General features: G+C 49.3%; 21 protein-coding genes. 15 read left to right on the plus strand and 6 right to left on the minus strand.

What is annotated here, in order from left to right:
- Positions 1–155: 155 nt before the first annotated feature.
- Positions 156–926 carry a sporulation transcription factor Spo0A gene (gene spo0A / locus C7459_RS12720; RefSeq protein ID WP_109689688.1) on the plus strand — a complete coding sequence of 257 codons (771 nt, stop codon included), beginning with the start codon at positions 156–158 and terminating at the stop codon, positions 924–926.
- Positions 927–1,337: 411 nt separating this feature from the next.
- On the opposite strand, the gene C7459_RS12725 is transcribed toward spo0A, so the two are convergent.
- Positions 1,338–2,225, minus strand: coding sequence for a DMT family transporter (locus C7459_RS12725; RefSeq protein ID WP_109689689.1), 888 nt, complete (start codon positions 2,223–2,225; stop codon positions 1,338–1,340).
- 584 nt (positions 2,226–2,809) lie between these two features.
- Between C7459_RS12725 and C7459_RS12730 the strand changes: the two genes are divergently transcribed.
- From C7459_RS12730 to C7459_RS12740, 3 genes are all read left to right on the plus strand, one after another.
- Positions 2,810–3,997, plus strand: a complete 1,188-nt coding sequence (locus tag C7459_RS12730) for a helix-turn-helix domain-containing protein (RefSeq protein WP_109689690.1) — start codon at positions 2,810–2,812, stop codon at positions 3,995–3,997.
- A 298-nt stretch (positions 3,998–4,295) separates the two neighbouring features.
- Positions 4,296–5,588: a helix-turn-helix domain-containing protein gene (locus C7459_RS12735; RefSeq protein ID WP_109689691.1), complete on the plus strand. Its 1,293-nt coding sequence runs from the start codon at positions 4,296–4,298 to the stop codon at positions 5,586–5,588.
- On the plus strand, positions 5,585–6,160 hold the full coding sequence (locus C7459_RS12740; RefSeq protein WP_109689692.1) for a hypothetical protein: 576 nt from the start codon (positions 5,585–5,587) through the stop codon (positions 6,158–6,160). The genes C7459_RS12735 and C7459_RS12740 overlap by 4 nt, the downstream gene beginning before the upstream one ends.
- Before the next feature lie 784 nt (positions 6,161–6,944).
- Here the strand turns inward: C7459_RS12740 and C7459_RS12745 are convergent.
- On the minus strand, positions 6,945–8,273 hold the full coding sequence (locus tag C7459_RS12745) for a rhamnogalacturonan endolyase family protein (RefSeq protein ID WP_109689693.1): 1,329 nt from the start codon (positions 8,271–8,273) through the stop codon (positions 6,945–6,947).
- A 542-nt stretch (positions 8,274–8,815) separates the two neighbouring features.
- Between C7459_RS12745 and C7459_RS12750 the strand changes: the two genes are divergently transcribed.
- Complete coding sequence (locus C7459_RS12750) at positions 8,816–9,886, plus strand: DUF4850 domain-containing protein (RefSeq protein ID WP_109689694.1); 1,071 nt, start codon at positions 8,816–8,818, stop codon at positions 9,884–9,886.
- Positions 9,887–10,242: 356 nt separating this feature from the next.
- Positions 10,243–11,502, plus strand: coding sequence for a hypothetical protein (locus tag C7459_RS12755; RefSeq protein WP_109689695.1), 1,260 nt, complete (start codon positions 10,243–10,245; stop codon positions 11,500–11,502).
- 226 nt (positions 11,503–11,728) lie between these two features.
- Here the strand turns inward: C7459_RS12755 and C7459_RS12760 are convergent, their stop codons facing one another.
- Entirely contained in the window at positions 11,729–13,372 is a 1,644-nt protein-coding gene (locus C7459_RS12760; protein ID WP_109689696.1) for a SulP family inorganic anion transporter, read from the minus strand.
- A gap of 505 nt (positions 13,373–13,877) precedes the next feature.
- Between C7459_RS12760 and C7459_RS12765 the strand changes: the two genes are divergently transcribed.
- Both C7459_RS12765 and C7459_RS12770 read left to right on the plus strand, forming a co-directional pair.
- Positions 13,878–14,609 (plus strand): type 1 glutamine amidotransferase domain-containing protein, encoded by a 732-nt coding sequence (locus C7459_RS12765; RefSeq protein ID WP_109689697.1) that lies wholly within the window; start codon positions 13,878–13,880, stop codon positions 14,607–14,609.
- A gap of 195 nt (positions 14,610–14,804) precedes the next feature.
- On the plus strand, positions 14,805–16,019 hold the full coding sequence (locus C7459_RS12770) for a multidrug effflux MFS transporter (protein WP_109689698.1): 1,215 nt from the start codon (positions 14,805–14,807) through the stop codon (positions 16,017–16,019).
- Positions 16,020–16,072: 53 nt separating this feature from the next.
- On the opposite strand, the gene C7459_RS12775 is transcribed toward C7459_RS12770, so the two are convergent.
- Positions 16,073–17,065 (minus strand): GNAT family N-acetyltransferase, encoded by a 993-nt coding sequence (locus tag C7459_RS12775; RefSeq protein ID WP_170119444.1) that lies wholly within the window; start codon positions 17,063–17,065, stop codon positions 16,073–16,075.
- Between the two features lie 195 nt (positions 17,066–17,260).
- Here C7459_RS12775 and C7459_RS12780 point away from each other — a divergent pair, with 195 nt between their 5' ends.
- The 4 genes from C7459_RS12780 to C7459_RS12795 all read left to right on the plus strand — a co-directional run bounded on the left by C7459_RS12780 (position 17,261) and on the right by C7459_RS12795 (position 19,531).
- Positions 17,261–17,605 carry a DUF1904 family protein gene (locus C7459_RS12780; protein ID WP_109689700.1) on the plus strand — a complete coding sequence of 115 codons (345 nt, stop codon included), beginning with the start codon at positions 17,261–17,263 and terminating at the stop codon, positions 17,603–17,605.
- A gap of 235 nt (positions 17,606–17,840) precedes the next feature.
- A complete protein-coding gene (locus C7459_RS12785) occupies positions 17,841–18,158 on the plus strand; it encodes a hypothetical protein (protein WP_109689701.1) in 318 nt (105 codons plus the stop codon).
- Positions 18,159–18,271: 113 nt separating this feature from the next.
- A complete protein-coding gene (locus C7459_RS12790) occupies positions 18,272–18,667 on the plus strand; it encodes a hypothetical protein (RefSeq protein WP_109689702.1) in 396 nt (131 codons plus the stop codon).
- A 102-nt stretch (positions 18,668–18,769) separates the two neighbouring features.
- Complete coding sequence (locus C7459_RS12795) at positions 18,770–19,531, plus strand: ion transporter (protein WP_245884524.1); 762 nt, start codon at positions 18,770–18,772, stop codon at positions 19,529–19,531.
- Positions 19,532–19,574: 43 nt separating this feature from the next.
- Here C7459_RS12795 and C7459_RS24005 read toward each other — a convergent pair whose 3' ends face one another.
- Positions 19,575–19,703, minus strand: coding sequence for a hypothetical protein (locus C7459_RS24005; protein WP_281272773.1), 129 nt, complete (start codon positions 19,701–19,703; stop codon positions 19,575–19,577).
- 2 nt (positions 19,704–19,705) lie between these two features.
- Positions 19,706–20,884 (minus strand): tetratricopeptide repeat protein, encoded by a 1,179-nt coding sequence (locus C7459_RS12800; RefSeq protein ID WP_146200999.1) that lies wholly within the window; start codon positions 20,882–20,884, stop codon positions 19,706–19,708.
- Positions 20,885–21,330: 446 nt separating this feature from the next.
- On the opposite strand from C7459_RS12800, the gene C7459_RS12805 reads away from it, so the two are divergent.
- The 3 genes from C7459_RS12805 to C7459_RS12815 all read left to right on the plus strand — a co-directional run bounded on the left by C7459_RS12805 (position 21,331) and on the right by C7459_RS12815 (position 22,169).
- Positions 21,331–21,537 (plus strand): alpha/beta-type small acid-soluble spore protein, encoded by a 207-nt coding sequence (locus C7459_RS12805; RefSeq protein ID WP_109689705.1) that lies wholly within the window; start codon positions 21,331–21,333, stop codon positions 21,535–21,537.
- Between the two features lie 89 nt (positions 21,538–21,626).
- Positions 21,627–21,830, plus strand: coding sequence for an alpha/beta-type small acid-soluble spore protein (locus C7459_RS12810; protein ID WP_109689706.1), 204 nt, complete (start codon positions 21,627–21,629; stop codon positions 21,828–21,830).
- 141 nt (positions 21,831–21,971) lie between these two features.
- A complete protein-coding gene (locus tag C7459_RS12815; RefSeq protein ID WP_109689707.1) occupies positions 21,972–22,169 on the plus strand; it encodes an alpha/beta-type small acid-soluble spore protein in 198 nt (65 codons plus the stop codon).
- The last annotated feature ends 6 nt before the right edge of the window (positions 22,170–22,175 follow it).

A 22,175-nucleotide genomic window follows, 5' to 3' on the forward strand; every position in this document is an offset into this window, starting at 1 on the left:
GAAAAAGCATGGGAGAACCCACTTATTAGGGGGGATTTTGTTGAAAGTAGTCTAAATCTTTATCAGTTGAAAATGGAGGAATAAATATGGCTTTGTCGAAATATCTTCCTGTCAGAAACCAATTGAACGCACTAACCTAAGGGGGTTCCCATACAGTGAAACAAATCAAAGTGATGATTGCGGATGATAACCGTGAGTTCGCCGAACTGCTCAAGGAATTTGTATCTGAGCAACGAGATATGGATGTAGTCGGTGTTGCCTACAACGGGAATGAAGTACTGGAGATGTTGGAGCCGCAACAACCTGACGTCATCATCCTCGACATCATCATGCCGGTGCTCGACGGCATTGGAGTCTTGGAGAAAATCCAGCAGATGGATCTGTCCTTCGACCCGAAAGTGATCATGCTGACGGCGTTTGGTCAGGAGAACATCACCAAGCGAGCGGTGGAGTTCGGCGCTGCGTACTACATCTTGAAACCGTTTGATATGGACGTGCTGGCGAATCGCATCCGCCAAGTGGTGCGCGTGCCGGGGTCGGCCCCCAAGACGAACATGATGATGACGCGCGGCAAGAACGTCGATGCCTCGATCACCAACGTGATCCACGAGATCGGTGTCCCGGCGCACATCAAGGGCTACCACTACCTGCGTGAAGCGATTGGCATGGTGTACAAGGACGTCGAGATCCTCGGCTCGATCACCAAGATCCTCTACCCAAAGATCGCCGACAAGTACAACACCACCCCGTCCCGCGTCGAGCGTGCGATCCGCCACGCGATCGAGGTTGCCTGGGGCCGTGGGAACGTCGACTCGATCCGTGCGCTGTTCGGGAACACCGTAAATGTCGGCAAGTCGAAACCGACGAACTCGGAGTTTATTGCGATGGTCGCGGATAAGCTGCGGATTGAGGCGAAGATTTCGTAAGCGTTTGAAGTTGTATACGTGGCAAGGGTTCTAGGCATATCGCACTTATTCAATCCTAATTGTGACAAGCCGATAAACTTGTTTTGGAACCGATAAATTTTCTCCATTTCACCCGATGAATCTTTTGATTCGTTGGGTTTTTTGTTGGGGGGGAGATGGAGGAATTGACCCATGAAGATGAGCGAATTTGATTTTTACCTTTGGACTGTGAGGGCCATGTCATGGAGAAAATGTTTTCCGATATGTAATTCGGAATACGAGTGTTACGATCACTTGATCAGAATGATCTCAGCCAAGCCGAAAACGAAATCACCTATCCCCGTATCGGAAAAAAGAGCGTAAGCAATGTCTCTCGTTTGAGACCGCCTACGCTCTTTTTTGACTTGTTATTCCGCAAGGTTCACACTTGTCTCATTCTCGGATGACGAACAGAACCCCGCCCAAAATAAGCACGGCACCGATCCAAAACATGACGCCGATCTGTTCGCCAAGAAGCAACCATCCAAGCAACGTTCCGACCAAAGGTTGAAAGAAAAAGAACACCCCTCCGCTCGAAGCGTTTAACATCTGCAAGCCACGATTCCAAAGCAAGAAGCCGCCCGCCGTCGAGACAACGCCCAAATACAAGACCCCGCCCCAAATTGCAGGATGCATCAGTTGCTGGACGTTTAGGAGGTGCAACTGCCCCACCACGATGGGTGTCAACGCGACCAAGGCAACGAAGATCCCATACGTGGTGACCACAAGCTGTGAATAATGGCTTGGCACACGCTTGACGAGGACAGACATGAGCGCCCAGGTTAACGCTGCGACGACCAAAGAGATGCTACCTAGCTGGTGACTGCCTTCGCTCTGGAAGCCCCCTACGATGAGAAGAACACCAAGAGTGGCGAACGAAACAGAGAGAACTTTTCGCCAAGTAAGCAGTTCTCGGAGCAAGATTCGAGCAAAAACCACCATAAATGCAGGCGTTGATGAGGTAATCATCGCCCCCATTTGTGCGGAGGACAGCAAGGTACCCGTTTCCTGCAAGACGATAGAAAGTGTATATCCAACGAGACCGATCACGAGGATCAGCGGTACATCGCGTTTGTGTATTCGCCAAGATTGTCGTGTGATCAAGCCCACTATCAAAAGCGCGATTAGTGCGACCAGATAGCGCATCCAGACGAGTTCGAATGGAGGTATCACCGCGACCGTTACTTTTACCACTACATACATGCCACCCCAGATACTTGCCGCTAAAGCCAAGTACAAGGAGCCAATATATTTGTTTTTCCTGTTGAGTTGGTTTGGCATAGATTTGTCCCCTCCGTCTTAGGTGTTCATCAGGTTCCCTGACGGAGAGAGGCAGATATCGCACTCACTCCATTAGGGGAGAAGTGCAGAGGTGGGAACGTCTTGTTCAAACAACGGTTTCATGTACATGGGTCGTCACCTCCTATCTACTTTATGGCTAGTATGAAAGAAAAGTGGTTGTGAGTCAATGAGTGAGACACAGCTAACTCGAATTCAACAACTAGAGAGAAATTTTTTAGTGTTCCTTGCAATCGGAACTTCAGTGCATCAATCACGATTGGGGAGTAGACTCAGGTAATCTTTTACTCTCAAGCAATGATACGGCTCGAATTATAGAAATAAGCTGATATGAGTGGGTCATTTGCGACCCGCTCTTTTTGTTGTTTGGAGGTGAAGTTTTTGTGAAACGTGGCTGTAGGCTCTGATTGTAGGCGTCGCGTATCCGTACATTTTTCCCATCGCTCCAATGAATCTGTATGGAAAGTAGCTATGCAGATAAAATGATTACGATTATAATTAATTGGTGCGCAAGATAGTAATGAATTTATATCTTACATAGATTGTTTCAAACGGGGTCATTTCATATGTCTACGCTTGTGAATTCATCTGCATCGGAATTGAATAGAATCCCGTTGGGAAGACGAATATCGGAACTCATGAAAGAAAAAGGGGAGGCTTACTCGATTCGTGGATTCGCAACCAAACTTGGAGTGAATAGAGAACTATTGCGTAACATGCTAAACGGTACCAGAACGATTGTTCCTTCTGAGTTGCAACAAATTGCTAAGGGTTTAGGGATTTCAGTTGAGCGGTTGAAACAGATGGATACAGTAAAAAGGGAACTAGAGTTAGAAGCCATTTTGCAGGCTAAATCTAGAACGAAGCCAATGATGATGAATGCGAACTCTTTGGCAAAAGAATTGGCCGAGTTTGCAATAGGTGCTACTGAGCGTGGCTATAGCTTTAACAATCTTGGTCGTGTTCAGTATTTACTCCGACATTATGATGAGGCTCATGAATCATGGATGGTTGCAATGAAGTTCGCCAAGGAAATTCATGAGGATTGCAACGACAGCAAGTTACTCTACTTAGTCACGGCAAACCTAATGCTAACTCACACCATTCGTAATGAATACAGTAATATTGAAGACATGTTACATGTTGTAGAGAAAGCATTTGCTGATAATCCTCGTGCAATGGGTCTGACGCATTATACTCGAATGAAAATGCATGAAGCCCGTGGGAATATAGACCGCGCTAGAAAACATGCGTACTTATCTCTTGAAAACTATGAGCAAACATACGATGCCCTACAGATCGGTATTGCTATGATCAATATTGCACACTTCGAGTCCCTACTTCTAAACTTTACTGAAGCTGCAAAGGTACTCTCAAACGCTATCAACATCCTACATCCGTATGGATACTCACTAGTTTTTTCTGTGAATGAATATGTAAAGGTACTTTTAAAGCGTGGTGAACGTGGTACTGCAAAAGACTTGATTTTTTCTTATCAAGAAAAATCAAAATTGTATCCAGATTTACACAACAAGCTTCTAATTTCTCGTACAGTTGCTGAGAGAAACCCAATTTTTGCGGAGCGTGTTAGTAATGATTCAGATTCCAGTTTTGAAGTTCGGTTGCTTGCATATAAGTGTTTGATTGAATATTACAGTTCGATTGATGACGCAGAATCAGTGTTGAGATATTATAAGAAGGGGCGCTTGCTCTCTGGAAAGCATAGCGAGTTTTTTGATTGGGAGGCGAAGTAGTGAAAAGGGGTTTGACATTACTTGTTGTTGCAGTTGGTTTGATTTTCTGTTTAACCTCCAATCGAGGTGTTCCAAGTAAGAGTGCAGATACGCATCCTGTTGATCCTCTAGGAATTGTAGCATTAAAATAGTAGTACACACCTCCCTTCGAACAATTCGAAGGGTTTTTTCATGTCAGGGTGCATTTGTGACATCGCCCTTGAACTTGTTGACATATCGGTTTCGTTGTTAATAAACAAAAAGTAACAAATATGAGTTACCCTTTTTATATGACTTTGTAGTAAGAGGGGGAGGTATTATGGAAACCTTTGGTCAACGACTCCGTCAACTTCGGATGAAAAAGGGCTTAACGCAAATACAACTAGCAGAGGGGATTGTAACTCCATCAATGGTTTCACAGATTGAATCGGACAAGGCCAAGCCAAGCTATCATGTCTTGGGGAAGATCGCTGAGAAACTTGAAATCCCCCTGGACGAACTGATTGGCAACTTGGAAATGAACCTCGTCATCATCAGTGAGTACAGACTGGCAAAAGGAATGCTGTCTGCTGGTGAATTTTCAGGTGCGCTGCCGTTTTTGAAAAAAGTCATCGAAACGAACAATGGCAAACTCGATCCGTTTGAAATTCGCTACGATTACGCCTGCTGTCTGCTTGGGTTGAATCAGTTTCGAGAAGCAGAGGAGTCGTTTCAACTGCTAATAGAACATGCACAATCATATAGCGGCAGCCCCACCTTGCTTATCCGTGTCTCCCATCAACTCGGACAGCTTGAGTTGAAACGCAGACGTTTTCAGATCGCGGAGTACTATTTGACAAATGCCCTCACACAGATGAGGTCTTCCAATTTGAAGGACGTACATCTCCAATGTTCACTGCTTCTGACGCTGGCGGAGATTCAACAAAAATCGGGTCAATTGAAACAAGCAGTTGTCACGCTTAAAATGGCCTTGCCGATCTTTGAGGAACGAGAGGACATCCAAGGACTTGGGAACCTCTATATGAAACTGGCAACGTCCTCACACGTAGCCGACCAGTATGAGCAAGCAACGGACTACGCCCAACGTGCTCAAGGGTGTTTTGAGACATTGAACAACAAAACTGAGAAACTGACTCTTGAAGTCCGGCTTGCAGTTCTCCAAGGGGAGATGGGGAATCGTGACAAAGCGATAAATATATTAGAATCAATCGTAGAGGACTTCCGAAGACTTCGGAGGGATGAAGAAACGGGGAACACGGTAACAGAGCTTGCGAAACTCTACCTAGCGGGTGGGAAACTGGATCAAGCAGAGGAAGCGTGTCAAACGGCTCGTAAACTGTTGCCAACTGTTCATTTTAACCAAGCTTGGATCGCCAGGGTCCAAGCTGGTATCGCACAGGCTCGAAATCAACAGACTGTCGCGGTCAAATACATGAAACAGGCGGCAGACTGCTTCAAACTCACCGAGTTCCACATGGAATACGAGGAGACGATGCAAGAACTATCTCGCTTGTACGAGTCCCACGATGACTGTCAGAGTGCTTTACGTGTGATGCATGAGATGTGGTTATTCAACCGGCAAGCACGGGAGCAAAGAGGGATCGTGCTATGAGTCAGGTTGTATTGCCGCAGAGCGTCAGCGAGTTTGTCCGTACTGATTCTGGCTCACACCTCCTCCTGTTGCTATTAGAGCATTCGTTTGGGCATTCCCTACAGCGGATCAATCACATTGAATGTGCAAACTTGGCACGAGAATACGGCAACGACTCAACCGTAGAATTGGACTTGGAGTTACTTTTAGACCATCTCTCCATGATTCGGGTGGTTACCAACCTAAACAGTCGTGCAGAGGAAAGTCTAATCAACTATTGGGCTTCGGAGGACGGATCAATCTTTCGGGCTGATGCGAGACGCTACATAGCCGATGCCTTGCGAATCGCACCACAGAAACACCCTGAACGTGGGAGAGCGTATAAGAACCTTGCCTATCTCCTGCTGGCACGGAACAAGACACAAGCAGCCTGTGAACTAATCTGTAAGGCTATGGAGATATTCCAGCAGAATGGGCTAATGGAACAGATCGAGGAACTTCTTGAAATGATCTCGATCCGAACAGAGTTGGAGTGCAAATTGTTGCAAGAAGACATTGTAGCTGTACTTTGGAAAATGGAAGTGGAGTTGTAATGAAGATTGAACCTGAATGGGTAAGGTGGGGGAGAGGCCAAGTCACCCGATGAAGCTATTTGGATTCATTGGTTTTTTTGTTTTGGTAGGAGATGGGGGAACTTACCGTGAAAATGAGCTACACTTATGACAATATGATGACGACAGACCTTAGATCGATTTGAATCGAAGGAAAAGGCGGTTTGTGTATATCAAATTTCTAGAAATGTAACTCGTAGTGCTGGAGGGACCAATATGATTCACTTTTTTCAAGATGATGAGGGATACACCGCTTGGTGCAAGGAAAACGATGGTGGGTTCGTGTTCAATTGGTTTCGTGGATCTGGGGCGCAAGGACGGATGAACAAAATCCATCGTGCGGATTGTAGACACCTATGGAATCGGAGTGATCAAGGGAGAAGAACAAGTACATATGCAAAAGTGTGCTCAAACAGCTTTACTGAACTCACAGATTTTGTAGCTGATGAACGTGGGTTTTCGTGGTCTTATTGTGCAACGTGCAATCCCAACTACGAGGAGAATCATGTAGTCGTGACAGATGTAGGATACTGGAACTTACAGAAGCCGTTTACACCTCGAATACACTGAGAAAGCGAACGCCTTTTCAGTTGTGAACAATAGTTGTAACATCTCCAATCATAAACGGTTGAAATTTCCCCACTTCAGGTAGATTGCACTCGTGAATTTTACCATCAACCCGTTGAATCGTGCGGATTCATCGGGTTTTTTGTATAAAAAAACCTCTGCGGCAGATGGAAATGCTGCAGAGGTGTCACGCATTCAACTAGTAGGTGCCGAAGACATCAAACTCAAGCAGTGTGCTACCGTAGAGTGGATTCACGACCACTACCACTTTGGTTACGTTCTGTGCATCAACAGGGGTGAGATTGTTGGTTGGATCTGTCGCTCCAATGGTAGCTACAAGATTCCCTACCGCATCGTACAACTGGATCTGGACGCCGCTTTCGCCCACCGCGAAAACTCCTGTAATATGTGCCGGTTTGGGAAGGAGGTAGGTCGGGGGATTTTGATGGGAAACGAAAACGTTCTCATCATAGTTGCCGTCAGTCAACATCGTTTGACCTTTTGTGGAAGACATCCCTCGCAGCAGGCCAGCCGGAGCGGTCGGACCTGCCAAGGCATAATAGAACTTGGCTTCTTCGCCAGACGGCAGGATCGGGGCGAGGTAGTACGTATAGAGGGATCCATTGGTGACGTGGGTGTCCGTAAACGTGGTGCCTGTGATCGGTTCGGTATTGACTCTGTTTTCCACCTGAGCGCCATCCCGGTACAGATTGTACCCGACCGCCCCATCGAACTCGCCCCATCTGAAGGTGACTTGCGAGTGGGAGGCTTCGGGAATCGACTCAAATTCCGAAATCAGGGTCTCGAAATCCGGACGATCCAGTGTGCCGATGACGTCGAGGTCTTTCATGTCGACCGTACTGTCCGAGAGATTTGTCACTCTCACTTGAGTGATGTGTTGTTTATCAACAGGGATGTACTCGTTACTTGGAGCGGTCGAAGAATAGTCGGCTACAAACATCCCTGATTGGTCACCAAGAGTAATGATAAGGGATGGGTCACCCACCGCTTTCAGTCCAGAGATTTTAGCTCCGGGAGCCAGTGTGTAGATTATGCAGTCATAGGGGGCGATCGAAGTGACCGTTGCATTGTCACCATCGGTCAGATTCGTCACACCATCATAGTCGGAAGCCACTCCCCGCAACAACCCCGGTTTCGACTTGGGTAACAGCGAAACCTCATTCGAATGGGGCGAAGAAAAGCCTCCGATGATGGCCGACACGGTGTAGATATAGGTGTTGCCATCGATGACCGTCGTGTCCAGATAAGTGGTTTCTGTGATCGGCTTGTCGGTGATTTTGGAACCGTCCCGGTAGACGTCGTACCCCGTTGCGCCTGCGACAGCCTCCCAAGTCAACTTGGTTTTGGCGTCGTCCGCAGCTCCGCTGACTGTTACAGGTCCTGTCGCTGCAACCGCGGATGTGGGAAAAAACGATACAACGGTGGACGTCGTAGCCAACAACAGCGCACTCAGAAGTGCAACGCCGCTGAGCTTGATTTTGGGTCGAATATGAGTCCGTTTTTCCATGACGTCACTCTCCTCAATACCGTAATTTTTACACAAACTTAAAACTATTATTTTGTAGTTTGCAAAAAATAGTATATCATGGATAAAATAGAATTTCTATTAATTTATGACATTGATTACGCGGAAATTATTTCTGTTGAATATCTAGTGATTCTGAATGTTTTGGGGGAAGCTGGCAAGGATATACTTTTTCCAACGCACCCGATGAATCAAATAGATTCACAGAAGCAGGATTCCGTGTATTCGCGCAGCGGGGTTTCTTTTTTTGCTGATTCAAGAAATTCCTATTCCTTTGTAAAAACAAAAAATTAAACCCTGTTTTATCGATTCCACAACGACATCGCGGGTAAGTTGCGGAATTGGAAACCAATGAATCTGCTGATTCGTTGGTTTTTTAGACTAGCCCAGTTGTGCGAGATTTGACAAGTTGATCATCATAAGAGGTACAGTGTACATATGCGCTGAACGATTGTATAATCAAGTGCGATCGAACTATACAATTGGTGGTGAAGTTTTTGCGAAAAAAGAGTACTGGACTCATAATGGCAATCTTCGTTCTTGTTTTGATGGCGATCACCAATCCAACTAAACCTGAATATGTGTCTTGGTTTAAGGAAAAAGCGGTTGATAACAGTGATGGATTCATTGCGAAAAGTGTAATTTCTCTGTTGGGAGACCCCTTTTTTGAATCCTCGACACGATCGACAAATCTCGTATTTTTCACGGTGTTTCGTTCAGACCTTGGTGGGAGTGATAACATATCCGTGCTGGGACTTTTTCATAATTTCCTGCCACTCAAGATGCCGATTGGAGATAATCAGTCAACTACTTCATCGGCCACCAAGCCATTGTCCAAGCCTGTAAATTCAACTCCCAAACCATCAGAACCATCCAGTACAAGCGTGAAGCAGACGACAACGCATGCCGACCCACTACCCGTCATGAAATCTGGTGGAACGGTCAAGGTAATCGGGAAAGAGGGAACCTTTGAACTCCCACTACTTGGGGTTCAAGGTCTATACGGGTTCCCTGTAAATACGGAGCCTTCTATCCTTCCTGACGCGAAACTTCCAGACCTCCACTTTGATTTACCAGCGAACAAGGCAGACCAAGTAGCTGTGTATTGGGTAAATGCAGGGGAGGGGTCTACTTCCAAAGGCAACATCTATCTCGCACCTAAAGGATGGATCGCAACGAGCGCTGGAATCGGAGCGGACGGTTCTACAGGTTTAACTTTAGTTTCCGATGTGTCTACAAAAAATCAGCAAAGTATTTCGATTAGAACAGACGGAAATTGTATCGGTTGTATAGTTACTGATATAGGGGAATATTTCTCTGACTTAAACCAGTGGGCGAATGAAAACTTTCCTATTTCAAGTGGTATACATCTAGTTGATGGGTTGAACGTTTCTCGTATAGATGATCATACAATTGCCTATTCTGTTCAACAGTCTGAGGGTTCGTTTGAAACTAATGGTGTTGTTGTTGAAAGGCATGAATCTAGGCCGTTCTTTTTTGGGAAAGCAGAAATAAAAACTCAAGATCGAGAACTTGCAACAACTGTCCTAAATATTTATTTACAACAGCTGACTCAAATCAGGACGTCAAATTGAGTCAGTCACATATTGATCTATGCAGTAGCTATCCGATTCGACTCCCAGGCAGGACTTTTCAGGACAAATGAAAAGCCTCGTGTATAGCCAAAGGAGGCGAATAAATGGATAAAGGGAGCCTATAGCGGGCTCCCTTTTTTGTTGTCCATCGACCCGAGAAGTAACCACGGCTGCGAATGTTCCTCTTCATAGAGGGATCGTGCTATGAGTCGAGTTGTATGACCGATTCTGAATTCCGGATCGACAACTGTAAGCATTTCACCGGAGATGGACAGGGTATATTATCCTGTCTATCTGTGTTTACTATGATACTATTAGTTGTATCAGGAACGAGATAAATGTAAGGAGGGATTGTCGTGTACCAGCGTTCCAGTGACGGCAATAAACAAGCAGATCATGCTCAAATGTCGGCTGACCGCAACAAAACTGCAGGAGCAATCCCCACATACGCGACACATACGATCATGCAGATGCAAAAATCAGTAGGGAACCGAGCGGTCTTGCAATTGATGAGGTCAAGACTTCATTCACAGCAGGCAACCGTACAGAAACAAAATCACTCACGACCGGCTCAGATGAAATTCGTACCTCAACAGGATTCCAATTTGGAGTATCTAGAACCGGAGTTTTTAGAGCAGAAACTGGCCATCGTGGCTCCGCAGTTATACAAAGATTTGTACTACAAGCTGGATGACGTGGAAGATAAAAAAATCTTCGTGTACGGAGGTGCTTCTGGCAGTTTTGACTTCAAGAACAATTATCTGAGTTTACCGACAGCAGGCTTGGAGTCTATTGTGCCACGAATCATCGCAGGTGCACCGGCTGAAGATGACAGCAAGAAGGTTAAAACCATAATGGCGATGACTGCACATGAAATGCAGCATGCAGTGGACAATCTTTTTTCCAAAACAGATCTAGACAAGGACGATGGAACGAAAGCGAAGTATGTGGCGGTCATGGATACGGAGTTGAGGGCTTGGGCTACCGAGGCGATCGTCTATAAGCAATATAAAGGGGACATTACGGCCAATGGGGAAGCGATCCTCAAGGGATGGAAGACGTTTCGAAAGGATCAGGTTGATCAAGCGGACGATGCTCTAACGGGGAATGTGATTTGGGCACGAATTATGAGATATTCCACCACCAACAATTACGACGGCAAGAGCTGGAGAGATTGTGCCAAGACCGACAATGTTCTCGATCGAGCAGAGGAAGAGCGGGACAGGGTTTTGCAGCATGTGGATATTCAAGCGGGCGCCCTTGCTCCTGTGACCATCGATTCCGTTCCAGACCTTGAAACGAATCATCCGGAGTTCAAATTGGGCGACGAGAGGGTCAAAAAGATGGGGACGGATGGAAGTTATACGGTGTACAAGTTTAAACGCAGAACCTACAAGATTCACGAGGATGTTACAAAGGCGATTGCGTATGTCGATGTGAATACCGAAGAGGATCTGAATAGGTTTAGTGAATTTAAAAATGCCGGCGCTACGGTGTCCAAAGTGAGGATCGAAGGGATGCACAAGATCTACTTGTACAAGGGGAAGGAGTATAAAGTCCATAAGACTGTCGCAGCTAATGGTTATTTTGATAATGCTTCCGGCAGTTGGGCTTGAAGAGCGGAGGCCAGCGATTCTCTCGCTTCATTTGTCACCATACGTTTACCAACACACCCGATGAATTTTGTGGATTCATTGGGTTTTTTGTTGGGCGTATAGAAAAAAGCCATCACCAGTCCTGAACAGAACTGGTGATGGCTCGTTCAAACGACCAGCAGCCGGGGTGATCGTGTAGAAGCAGGATTCCGATGCCTCAGCTGATCCTTCAACTGTCTCAGATCGCTTAGACCGGTGACATTCCCGGCTCAAATACCGTCTCTTTCTTGTGGGGCTGTTGGGAGTGCTTGACCAACTGTTCTCCCTGCTTGAGCGCATCGCCCATATGTTCGAAGAAGTTTTCCTGACCTACGATGTCATACAGACCACTCGCTAGCATCAATTCTTTCGGTTGCGGTTGGATCTTGGCGATCAGCACCATGCCTTTTCGATCCTTGAAGTCCGTAATGATCGTCTTCAAACTAGCCTCACAGGTGCTGTCGAGGAAGGGAACTCGATCCATCCGCAAGATCCATACTTCAGTATCTTCCGTAATCGATTCCAAAATGGTGTTCTCAAACGCTTGGACAGAACCAAAGAACATGGAGCCTTCAATCGCACAGATGCGAATCTGTGGACAATCTTGCTTCACGTGTTTCACCGCGAGGGATTCCCCCATGCGCTTGGTGAACAGGATCACGGATACGCCCAACCCGATCAGGACGGCTGTCGTCAAGTCTGTGAAGACCGTAAACAAAAACGTCACACTCAACACGAGGGAGTCACTGTTTTTCATCTTGAACACTTCGATGAAGTGATGCTTTTCACTCATGTTCCAAGCCACTACGAATAAAACGGGAGCGATACTGGCTAACGCGATATGGGAAGCGTAAGAAGCAAATAGCAGCAAGGTCAGCAACACCACAACACCGTGAATGATGCCAGAGACCTTGGATGTGGCACCACTTCGAATATTGGTAGCCGTTCGCGCGATTGCCCCTGTCGCAGGGATGCCGCCAAACAAAGGGGTGACCATGTTGGCAATGCCTTGACCAATCAATTCTTGGTTGCTGTCGTGTTTCGTTTTCGACATGCCATCCGCTACCACAGCGGAGAGCAGCGATTCGATTCCGCCCAAAAACGCGATCAAAAGGGCCGGGTAAATCAGCGTGGGCAGCGTCTCCCACGAAAAGTTAGGGAGCTGGAAGCGGGGAAGGGAACTCGAGATCGGGCCATAGGTAGAGCCGATCGTGGCAACCTGTTCGGCGTAAAGCACCGAAGCCAGCGTACTTGAAATGATGATCCCCAGAAGCGCTCCAGGTACCTTCGGAAACTTTTTGGTACAGGTCAGGATGACAACGAAGCAGAGTACGGCGGTCAAGACACTGTAGAAGTTCGTGTCACCTAGATGTTTCGCGATTTCTTTCATATTATTGAGAAAATACTTGTGCTTTTCGATGTGTATACCCAAGAAGTGTGGGATCTCGCCTGTGAAGATGATGACAGCGATCCCCGTTGTGAATCCCACGGTGACGGGTCTGGGGATGAATCGGATCAGAGAACCCAGCTTGAGGAGCCCGATGATCAGGAGCAGCAACCCCGCCATGAAGCCGGCCACCAACAAGTTTTCATACCCATACGTTGCAACAATCCCAAACAGGATCGGGACAAAGGCTCCGGTCGGCCCGCCGATCTGGAATTTCGACCCTCCGAACAGCGAGATCAAGATGCCGGCGAAGATCGTTGTATAAATCCCGTATTCTGGCTCGACACCAGTGGCGATGGCAAATCCCATACCGAGTGGAATCGCGATCACCCCCACAATCAAGCCTGATAGGAGGTCTTTTTTAAATCTGTCAAAGGAATAGCCAGTTCGATCCATTTTTTTCATTTTGATTCCTTCCTCTCCATAACTCATCGGGGTCACGAATGAAACACGAGATCCGATCCCCTCTTTTTCTGTGTGAAACGCACTTCTTGGGACAACTTCTACGGACGACTGCGACTAGCAACAGGACGTGTACGGTTTCTTTTTGGGGATCACCTCCGGTTTCAAGAAACCTCTCCGGTTGTCGGAATATTCTGTATCTAAAATTCAGAAGACTCCCTTTCAACTGGTGGTTCCCTTGCCGTTGTTGCTGAAATTCGGCTCTGATTTATTTACCTATACTTCATTATATTGTGTTACGATTTAATAGTAAACCTGATACACCGTTATTTTTCGTGAAATTTTAGCATTTTCGAAAATATTATCATAACTTTGGGATATATAGGAAATTTGTGGTTTCGGGAATTCACGTTGTGAAAAGCTTTTTCACCTCTTCGCGTGGCGACAGGAATGCGCTCCTGTGCCGTCAAATACGTACCTATCTAAAAGGTGAAATGAGGTTGCCTTGATGTCCTTTTCGACGAAAAAAATCCTGATCCCGATTCCTGACCGTGACTTTGATACGACGGAAGTGTCGATTCCTTGGAAAGCACTTACCGCTCGTGGATACGAAGTGGTCTTCAGCACAGAAACTGGCCAAGTCGGTCAAACGGACCCTTTGTTGCTGACGGGCGTTCTATTTGGCAAGCTAGGGGCGAAACCGGAAGCGATCGAGGCGTATCGGCAACTGGTGAAAAGTGATCGCTTCAAACATCCAATACCCTATCATGAGATTCAACCGACCGACTATGAACTCCTGATCCTGCCGGGCGGACATGCCAAAGGGATGCGGCAGTACTTGGAGAGTCAAATGCTCCAAACGAAAGTGTTGGAATTTATGAAAAATGACCAACTCGTGGCCGCCATCTGTCATGGCACCATCGTTCTAGCGCGAACACGAGATCCCGAAACCGGGAAAAGTGTCTTGTACGGACGCAAAGTAACCGCTTTGACGCAGACACTTGAGCGAACGGCTTATTATCTAACCGCCTGGAAACACGGCGACTATTACAGGACGTATCCTGAGTATGTGGAGGAAGAAGTGATTCACGCGCTTCAGAACCCCCACGACTTCCAACGCGGGCAGGCCTCGTGGAAACCATTTTGCCTGGAGGATGGCAATTTGATTACCGCTCGCTATCCTTTGGACGCTCATGTGTTTGCAGATGCATTGCTGAAAAGACTAGCAGAACCGAAGTAACAGACCCAAAAACCAACGAATCATTTGGAGCCGTTGGTTTTTTGGAGATGGTAAATACCGATCAATAGAGTGAAGTGGACAGTAGCGGCTTTCTTCCTTGGGCGGACTGGCTGTTCTTGACGAACGAAGGGGCTGTAACTATGATAGATGCAACGGAAAGGAAGGGTGCATGATGAAGGTTGGAGTGAATTGCTCATGAAGGAACAGGTCGCAGCTTTGCCTGCGCAGTCACGTCGGTTGTGGATGGTGCTCGTCCTTGGTTCGCTGACAGCGTTGGCACCACTGTCGATTGATATGTATTTGCCAGCTCTGCCAACGCTTGCGGACGACATGCACACCACGACATCACTGGCACAGTTGAGTTTGACATTCTGCTTGATCGGGCTCGCTGTCGGGCAATTGCTCGCCGGGCCGCTCAGCGACGCACGGGGTCGGCGGATGCCGCTGATCGTCGGAATCCTGATCTATATCCTCTCCTCGTTGTTGTGCGCAGTCGTACCCTCGATTTGGATGCTGATCGTGCTGCGCTTCATACAGGGGGCGTCAGGTGCGGCGGGCATCGTCATCGCCCGCGCGATCGTGCGAGACTTGTATGCCGGGACGGAGATGACGAAATTTTTTGCGCTGTTGATGTTGGTCAACGGAGTCGCCCCGATCCTTGCTCCTGTCACCGGAGGGCAACTGCTGCGGGTGACATCCTGGCATGGGGTCTTTATCGTGCTGGCGCTGCTTGGCGTGTTGATGCTGATCGGTGTGATCACTAGCTTACCGGAAACCTTGCCCCTCGAAAAACGCTCGACCGGCGGCATCAAAAAAACGCTCGCCACGATGCGCAACCTGCTCAGCGATCGTGTCTTCATGGGGTATGCGTGGTCGCAAGGGCTGGTGACGGCCGCGATGTTTGGATACATCTCCGGCTCGCCGTTCGTGTTGCAGGATCTGTTCGGGGTCTCGCCGCAACTGTTTAGCGTGCTGTTCGCGATCAATGGCATCGGCATCATCATCGCCGGGCAGGTGACCGCACGTCTGGCGGTCCGATATGGGGAGACCCGGGTATTTCTGGGCGGGCTCGTCTATGCCAGCATCGGAGGGCTCGGGTTGTTGACCATGATTCTCACGGGCGCCGGATTGGTTGCTGTGATGATCCCGTTGTTCCTCGTCGTATCGGCCGTCGGGATCGTAGGCCCGACCAGCACCTCGCTTGCGATGCAGAACCAAGGCCGCAACGCAGGGAGTGCTGCCGCGCTGATTGGCGTTCCGCAATTGATCGCGGGTGCCATCGCCGCACCGCTCGTCGGTTTGGGCGGCAGTCACACCGCGACACCGATGGGGATGACGATCGCGATCGCAGATGTAGGGGCGATCGTGTTGTATGCCTTGCTGGTTCGCGGCAGAAAGTCCAACGTTTAGGTACAAAAAGACCCTGAACGCGTCGTTCTACGCGTTCAGGGTCTTTTTTTGCGTTACCGTCCGTCAGCCCATGCGATGCGCGGGTCGATCTGACGGAAGAGGCGATAGGCGACCGGTTGGAACCCAAGTCTAGGCCAAAACCGCGAGGACAGCAGGTTGGTCATCCGCCAGTCGGTGGAGCAGTTGGTGAAGCCAGATGCCTTGGCGTGCTGGAAACCTTGGCGAACCAATGCGGTGCCGACACCTACTCCACGCGCTGCGGGCGATGTCCCGCCGACGCCGAGCGAGATGCAGGATGTCGGTGTCAACAGGTTGTGGTCGGAGGCGGTGTCCGGCCAGAAGACTTGATAGCCGAGCGGTTCGGAGTCTCGCGTGGCCAACCAGAACGAAACATCCGACTCGTCCAACAATCCCGCATAGCCTTCTTGCAGGCTGGGGGCATCGTCTGGGAAGGCGATGCCGAATACCGGGGTGCCGACTTGATGCCTCATGATCGTGGGGGCAAGTGCGCGCACCGACGATTCATCGGTTTTGCCCGCGCGGCGGACCGTGATGCCGGAGGGCAGAGCTGGGACTTCCACCTCAGACGGCAAGGTGAGCAGCGCATGGACTTGCTCGTGGCCGAACCCCAAGCGGAACCAGGCATGGAGCGAATCCTCATCGCTGCTGGGAAGCAGGGCATAGTGTTTGAAGTAGCCTTTTGCGACGGCGACCTCTGCGAGCTGTGCGTAGAGGTCGCGATACAGTTCAACACCAACGCCAGCTGCGAGGGCAGAACCTGCGTAATCGACCCAGAGATGTCGTTCCCGGATCTCACTGAAGGCCAGAGTGCCGATGATATACCCGACCACTTGCTCCTCGTGGATGGCCGCGAATGCCAGCGGAGTCGGTTTTTCCAACAGCGCTTGGAGTGCTTTTCGTGCCTGTTCAGGCTGTTCGAACTGCTCAGGCAGTGCTGGGTGCTGGATGCGCGCACGGACATGACGAGCGGAGAGGAGTTGTGCGGCTGCGTCGAGCATCTCGTGTTGGAACGTTACGAGTTTCATGGCTTCACATCCCTTTATTACCCATTTGTATGTATCATACTGCAACATGGCGGGAGTCGTCGAACCTTTTTGGGGCCGGTAGCACAAAACTGGGAGTTGCCTCAGACCTGCAAGATTCGTTACAATAAAAGGGCGCTATCTAACACGTAATATAAATAACTATATATTTCGCAATACCTGAAAAGGGGTAAGCCAATGCCATTTTTACGGTTCACAGGATTCGAGAAGGACTTCCTTCAAGAACTAGCACCTGTGCTCATCGAGCAATTCTCTGACATCGCCAACGTTCCGAAGGAAATCATCAAAATTGAACGCCTGCATGTCGACCCGATTGCCAACAGTCCGCAGTCGGTGGAGATTCAAATGTTCCAACGCGAACAGGAAACGCACAACGCCCTCGCGATGATGTTGCACCAACTGCTCCATGCTCGTGGTGCTACACACGCTCATCTCTATTTCGTGATCCTCACGCCGTCGCTCTATTATAAGGAAGGGATTCCGCTCAAGGAGATCCCGCGACGAGTTAGCGAGGTCCGGTAGCTTGTCAAAAAAAGATCCGCAGAGCGTCTGCGGATCTTTTTTTTGCCTGAGCGAGCGGGTCGAAACGATCGTATCTGTGACTTCCTACCCGCTGAAAAGCCCTTGACTAGTTCGAACGTAACAGAACGTGGCGTAAAATCCACCACGAATCGGGTCAATTCGACTATTTAACCAATCTCATGAGTCGGATAAACTCAAATTATCAAGTAGAGGGCTCGCCAAGGGAGGCAACGGCATGAAATCGAAAACCTGCTGCATGGACGGATGTGACAAATTGGTACGCGCGCGCGGGATGTGTTCGATGCATTATAATCGCTCGTACAACTTCGTGCGCAACCGCTCCGGGAATCTGTCCACGACCGCACCTGATCCGACCGCGGGCAATACGTTCGCAGAGTCGGTTTTCCTGTATTACTTGCTCCGCCTGTACAAACAAACCAAACAGATCCAGGAGCGGCCGGACATCGCCCGGTACATCAGTGAATACCCGAAAGTGAAACAAGAGTTGGAACAAAACGTCCGAGACAACAACCGCTGGTTGGAACTCGGGTAAGAGCTTGCCCAAAAAGCACGTTTTGTACCTGATGCAGCGAAACTGTGCGCTTGTCCCTTACCGATTGTCCCTCTCCTGCGTATGATGAGTGGAACGGGAGAGGAGGGATACCGATGTCTGACAAATGGCGGAAGACAGCCAAGAAACTGATGGGTCAACCGGTGGTCGTTCGGCACCAAAACGGGCACACCACGCACGGAATTCTGCGGCAAGCGGATGAGCGAGGCGTTTATGTGCAGCCAATGCACGGCGGTCACTACGCTTCGGTCATGAAGCAAAACGCACAGGTTGCGCAAGCGGTCGCAACGGAGACGGACACTGTGGAGACCGAGCACGTTTTCTTTGGCGCGTGGTTCCTGATCCTGTACGCACTGATCGGCGGGCTGTTCGCATTCGGTGCGGGTGGTTTTGGCGGCGGGTATGGCTATGGTCGTGGCTACGGCGGAGGTTATGGCGGTGTTGCACGGCCCTATGGTCGAGCACCCTATGGGCAACGTCGAGTCTACTAGTAGGCTGGAGAAGTCGTCGTAAAAAAGAGCCTGCCCGATCGAGGCAGGCTCTTTTTTTCAATGTTAAATGGTACAATGAAGGGGTTGATAGAGAGAGGAGCAGTGAGAGTTACGCGGCTATTATATGAGATTTTTATTTTATTGGTTGTGTTGACGTATGCCATTCTCATTTTTGCTGATCCTGCCGACCAACCCTTTTTGACGGAAACGTTTTACCGTCGCATTGATTATGCGATGATCACGTTCTTCGCGATTGAGTATTCGATTCGGCTCTGGCGCACGGAGGACCGCAAACGGTTTGTGATCAGGAATTGGTTTGATCTGCTCGCGATGATCCCCTTGGATGTCCATTTCCCGCTGGCTCGCTTCATGCGTCTCGTCCGTCTGGTTCGCATCTTGCATGCGTCTCCGTTGTTATGGAGCGTGGTTACGTCGAAGCAGATGCGCTTGATCTTCCTGTTTATGATGCTGATCTTGGCCTGGAGTTCGGCGGGCATCTACGTGTTAGAACTGCACCACAACGATTCGATCAACAGCTTCGGGGATGCGCTCTGGTGGGCGATCGTCACGATGACCACGGTTGGCTATGGGGACGTCTCTCCGGCGACCGATGGCGGGCGGATCATCGCGGTGTTCCTGATGTTCACCGGGATCGGCTTGATCGGGACATTCACCGCGAATCTCGCCAACCACTGGGTTGGGTTTTTTCATGGGCCAGACAAGGAACAGGCGAGGGTCAACCGAGTTCAAGACCAATTGAAAACAAACGCCTTGCAATGGATGTATCGCATCGAAACGCTGAATGATGAGGAGTATCAGCAGTTGCTTAAGGTGATGGAGACACTCCGCCCACCCAAGGAGTAAAAAACCACCCGTCCAACAGGACTGGGTGGTTTTTGGTACCTGCTTAGAAGACCAACGTGGTTTTCGGGTCGGGCCCTTCCCAATCGGCTTGCGGGGTACTGGTATGGCTTTGGTTCGCACCGAACACAACCATCAGGACGGCGACTGCCAAAATCACGAGAAACTGTTTCAAACTCATTCCCTCCTCTGCTGCATAAGATCTTCGAATGAAGAAGGTTGATTGTCGGCTAGTAAATAGTACTGGAAGTATTTCATAACAGCAAGGGAATCTCCAATGTCAGAAAAATAGCTCATCAGATACTTGTACCCGCTGGCCTTCAGCGGTTTCTCTACGATCTCCAGCGTCAAAACCTCCGCCAGTCGATCAGGGTCACCGCTTTGGTAGGCGTGTTGGAGGTAAAGCAACGCCAAGACTTTTGGATTCTCTTGCCACAGCTCACGGTGTTCGTTGAGCAGTTGCTCCGCACGTTCCAATTCGTGGAGTTGAATCAAAGCCTTCACGAGATACTCCACGACTTTGGTGCTGGTTTTTTGATCCGTATTCAGGTACTGGAGCGCCGTTTCGAGATAGTCGACCGCAAGCGCGTCCTGACCGATCAGATACTCCAGCCGGCCGAGGTTGTAATAGCCGCGACCGATGAGGACTGTGTTCTCACTGTTGAGGTACGCGTGCAAGGACTGCTGGAAACGTTGCTTGGCTTGCTCGACGTTGCCCAATTCGTACTGGACGACGGCACTGGCAAAAAACACAGCACCTTTTTGCTCCGGGTCTTGCCACTCGATGGATTCTGCCTGGTCGAGGATCTCAGCCAAGCCTTGATAGTCCTTTTGCTTGTTATAACTAAATATCAAATTATTAAAGAGGCGAAGGAGTCGATCAAAATCCCGATGTCGATCCATCACAGGCTTGTAGTGTGTGTACGCTTGGACGAAAGCCTCGTGCGCATCCTCGAGCCGACGACAGCGGAAGTAGGCTTTGCCCAAGTTGGTGAAGGCATCACTGCGCTCGGTCGCTCCCTGGGCAACAGACGCTAACTCCCGTGCGAGCTGCACCACATCCTCCGATACGCCCGGCGATTGCAATTGTAGATGCAGGTGTTCCGTCTGCTCCAGCGTGTCCTGTTGGGTTAAGCGCTCCACCGAGAGGCCAAGTCCCTTGGCGATCTGTTCGAGATCGGATGAGGTCGGCGTGATCTCCCCTTGCAGTATAGCCACGAGGCGGCGGGGATCAAACTGGATGCGGTTTGCAAAAAATCCGATCAGATACGCTGCGCCCCGTTCGTCCAAGATTTCCTCGATCCGATGACCTATGGGGATTCGATAACTAGATGAAGTTGTTGCTCCGGTTGCCATATGCTTGCCCCACCTCACGAAGTCTCTCATTATATAACTTCACTTTGACATAATCGCGTGTCGAATTCAATGGTATTTTGTCGAAAGTACAATCTTCTATAGAACACACGTCTCCCGGGCATAGTAACGGCGGGGAGGGATGAGCCATGGCAAACAAAGTGGACGCGAACAAAAATGAAAACACGTACAACCCAAATACCCCGAAAGTACAGCGCCCGGAAAACCTCGCCAAAAGCAAAAACAAAGCGCGGAACAAGTAACGACACCCTTGCAAAGATCACCTGTCGCAGGCTGCGGCGGGTGATCTTTTTTTCGCATAAAAAGCCGCACTTGGCGCATCCTAGTTCTTGGGTTTTCTGTCGACATTTTTTCCTAAACTTGGAACGCATTCAAATCCTCCTCCGTGGCATTCTATAAACACAATCACAGAGAGGAGGTGACACAACATGTCGAACAACAGCGGTGGGAACAGACAAAAGCTCGTACAAGGTGCTTCGCAAGCGCTGGACCAAATGAAATACGAGATCGCGTCCGAGTTTGGTGTGAACCTGGGTGGTGAAACGGCTTCCCGTCTGAACGGTTCCGTCGGGGGCGAGATCACGAAGCGTCTGGTGGCGTATGCAGAGCAAGCTCTGTCCGGTGGTCGTCAGTAATCGCAGTTCCTAATTGAATAGCTCCAAACTTGTGCGAGGGGCCCTTAAAAAAACCCCTCGCACCCAAAATCCTCTGGAGGTGGCCTAACATGTCAAACAACAGCGGTGGGAACAGACAAAAGCTCGTAGAAGGTGCTTCGCAAGCGTTGGACCAAATGAAATACGAGATCGCGTCCGAGTTCGGTGTGAACTTGGGTGGGGAAACCGCTTCGCGTTTGAATGGCTCCGTCGGTGGCGAAATTACCAAGCGTCTGGTGGCGTACGCAGAGCAAGCTCTGTCCGGCCGCGCGTAGTTGCAGAAAAAAAGCCTCGGGTTTGTCCCGAGGCTTTTTTGCACCCCAAGGCTGGCAATCCTCGAAATTCCAGTCAACAACCAGCATGAAAATCGCAACACGAACCATACTAACCTCAACACCATAAGGAGGTGACACACAGTGGCAAACAACAACTCGAACCAACATCTCGTCAACGGTGCAGCACAAGCTCTGGACCAAATGAAGTACGAAATTGCTTCCGAGTTCGGCGTCAACCTGGGTGGTGAAACTCCTTCCCGTCTCAACGGGTCGGTCGGCGGCGAGATCACCAAGCGTCTCGTAGCCTACGCAGAGCAAGCTCTGAGCGGCGGTCGCTAAACCGAA

The sequence above is a fragment of the Tumebacillus permanentifrigoris genome (genome assembly GCF_003148565.1).
In the GTDB taxonomy this organism is placed as follows: Bacteria; Bacillota; Bacilli; order Tumebacillales; family Tumebacillaceae; genus Tumebacillus; species Tumebacillus permanentifrigoris.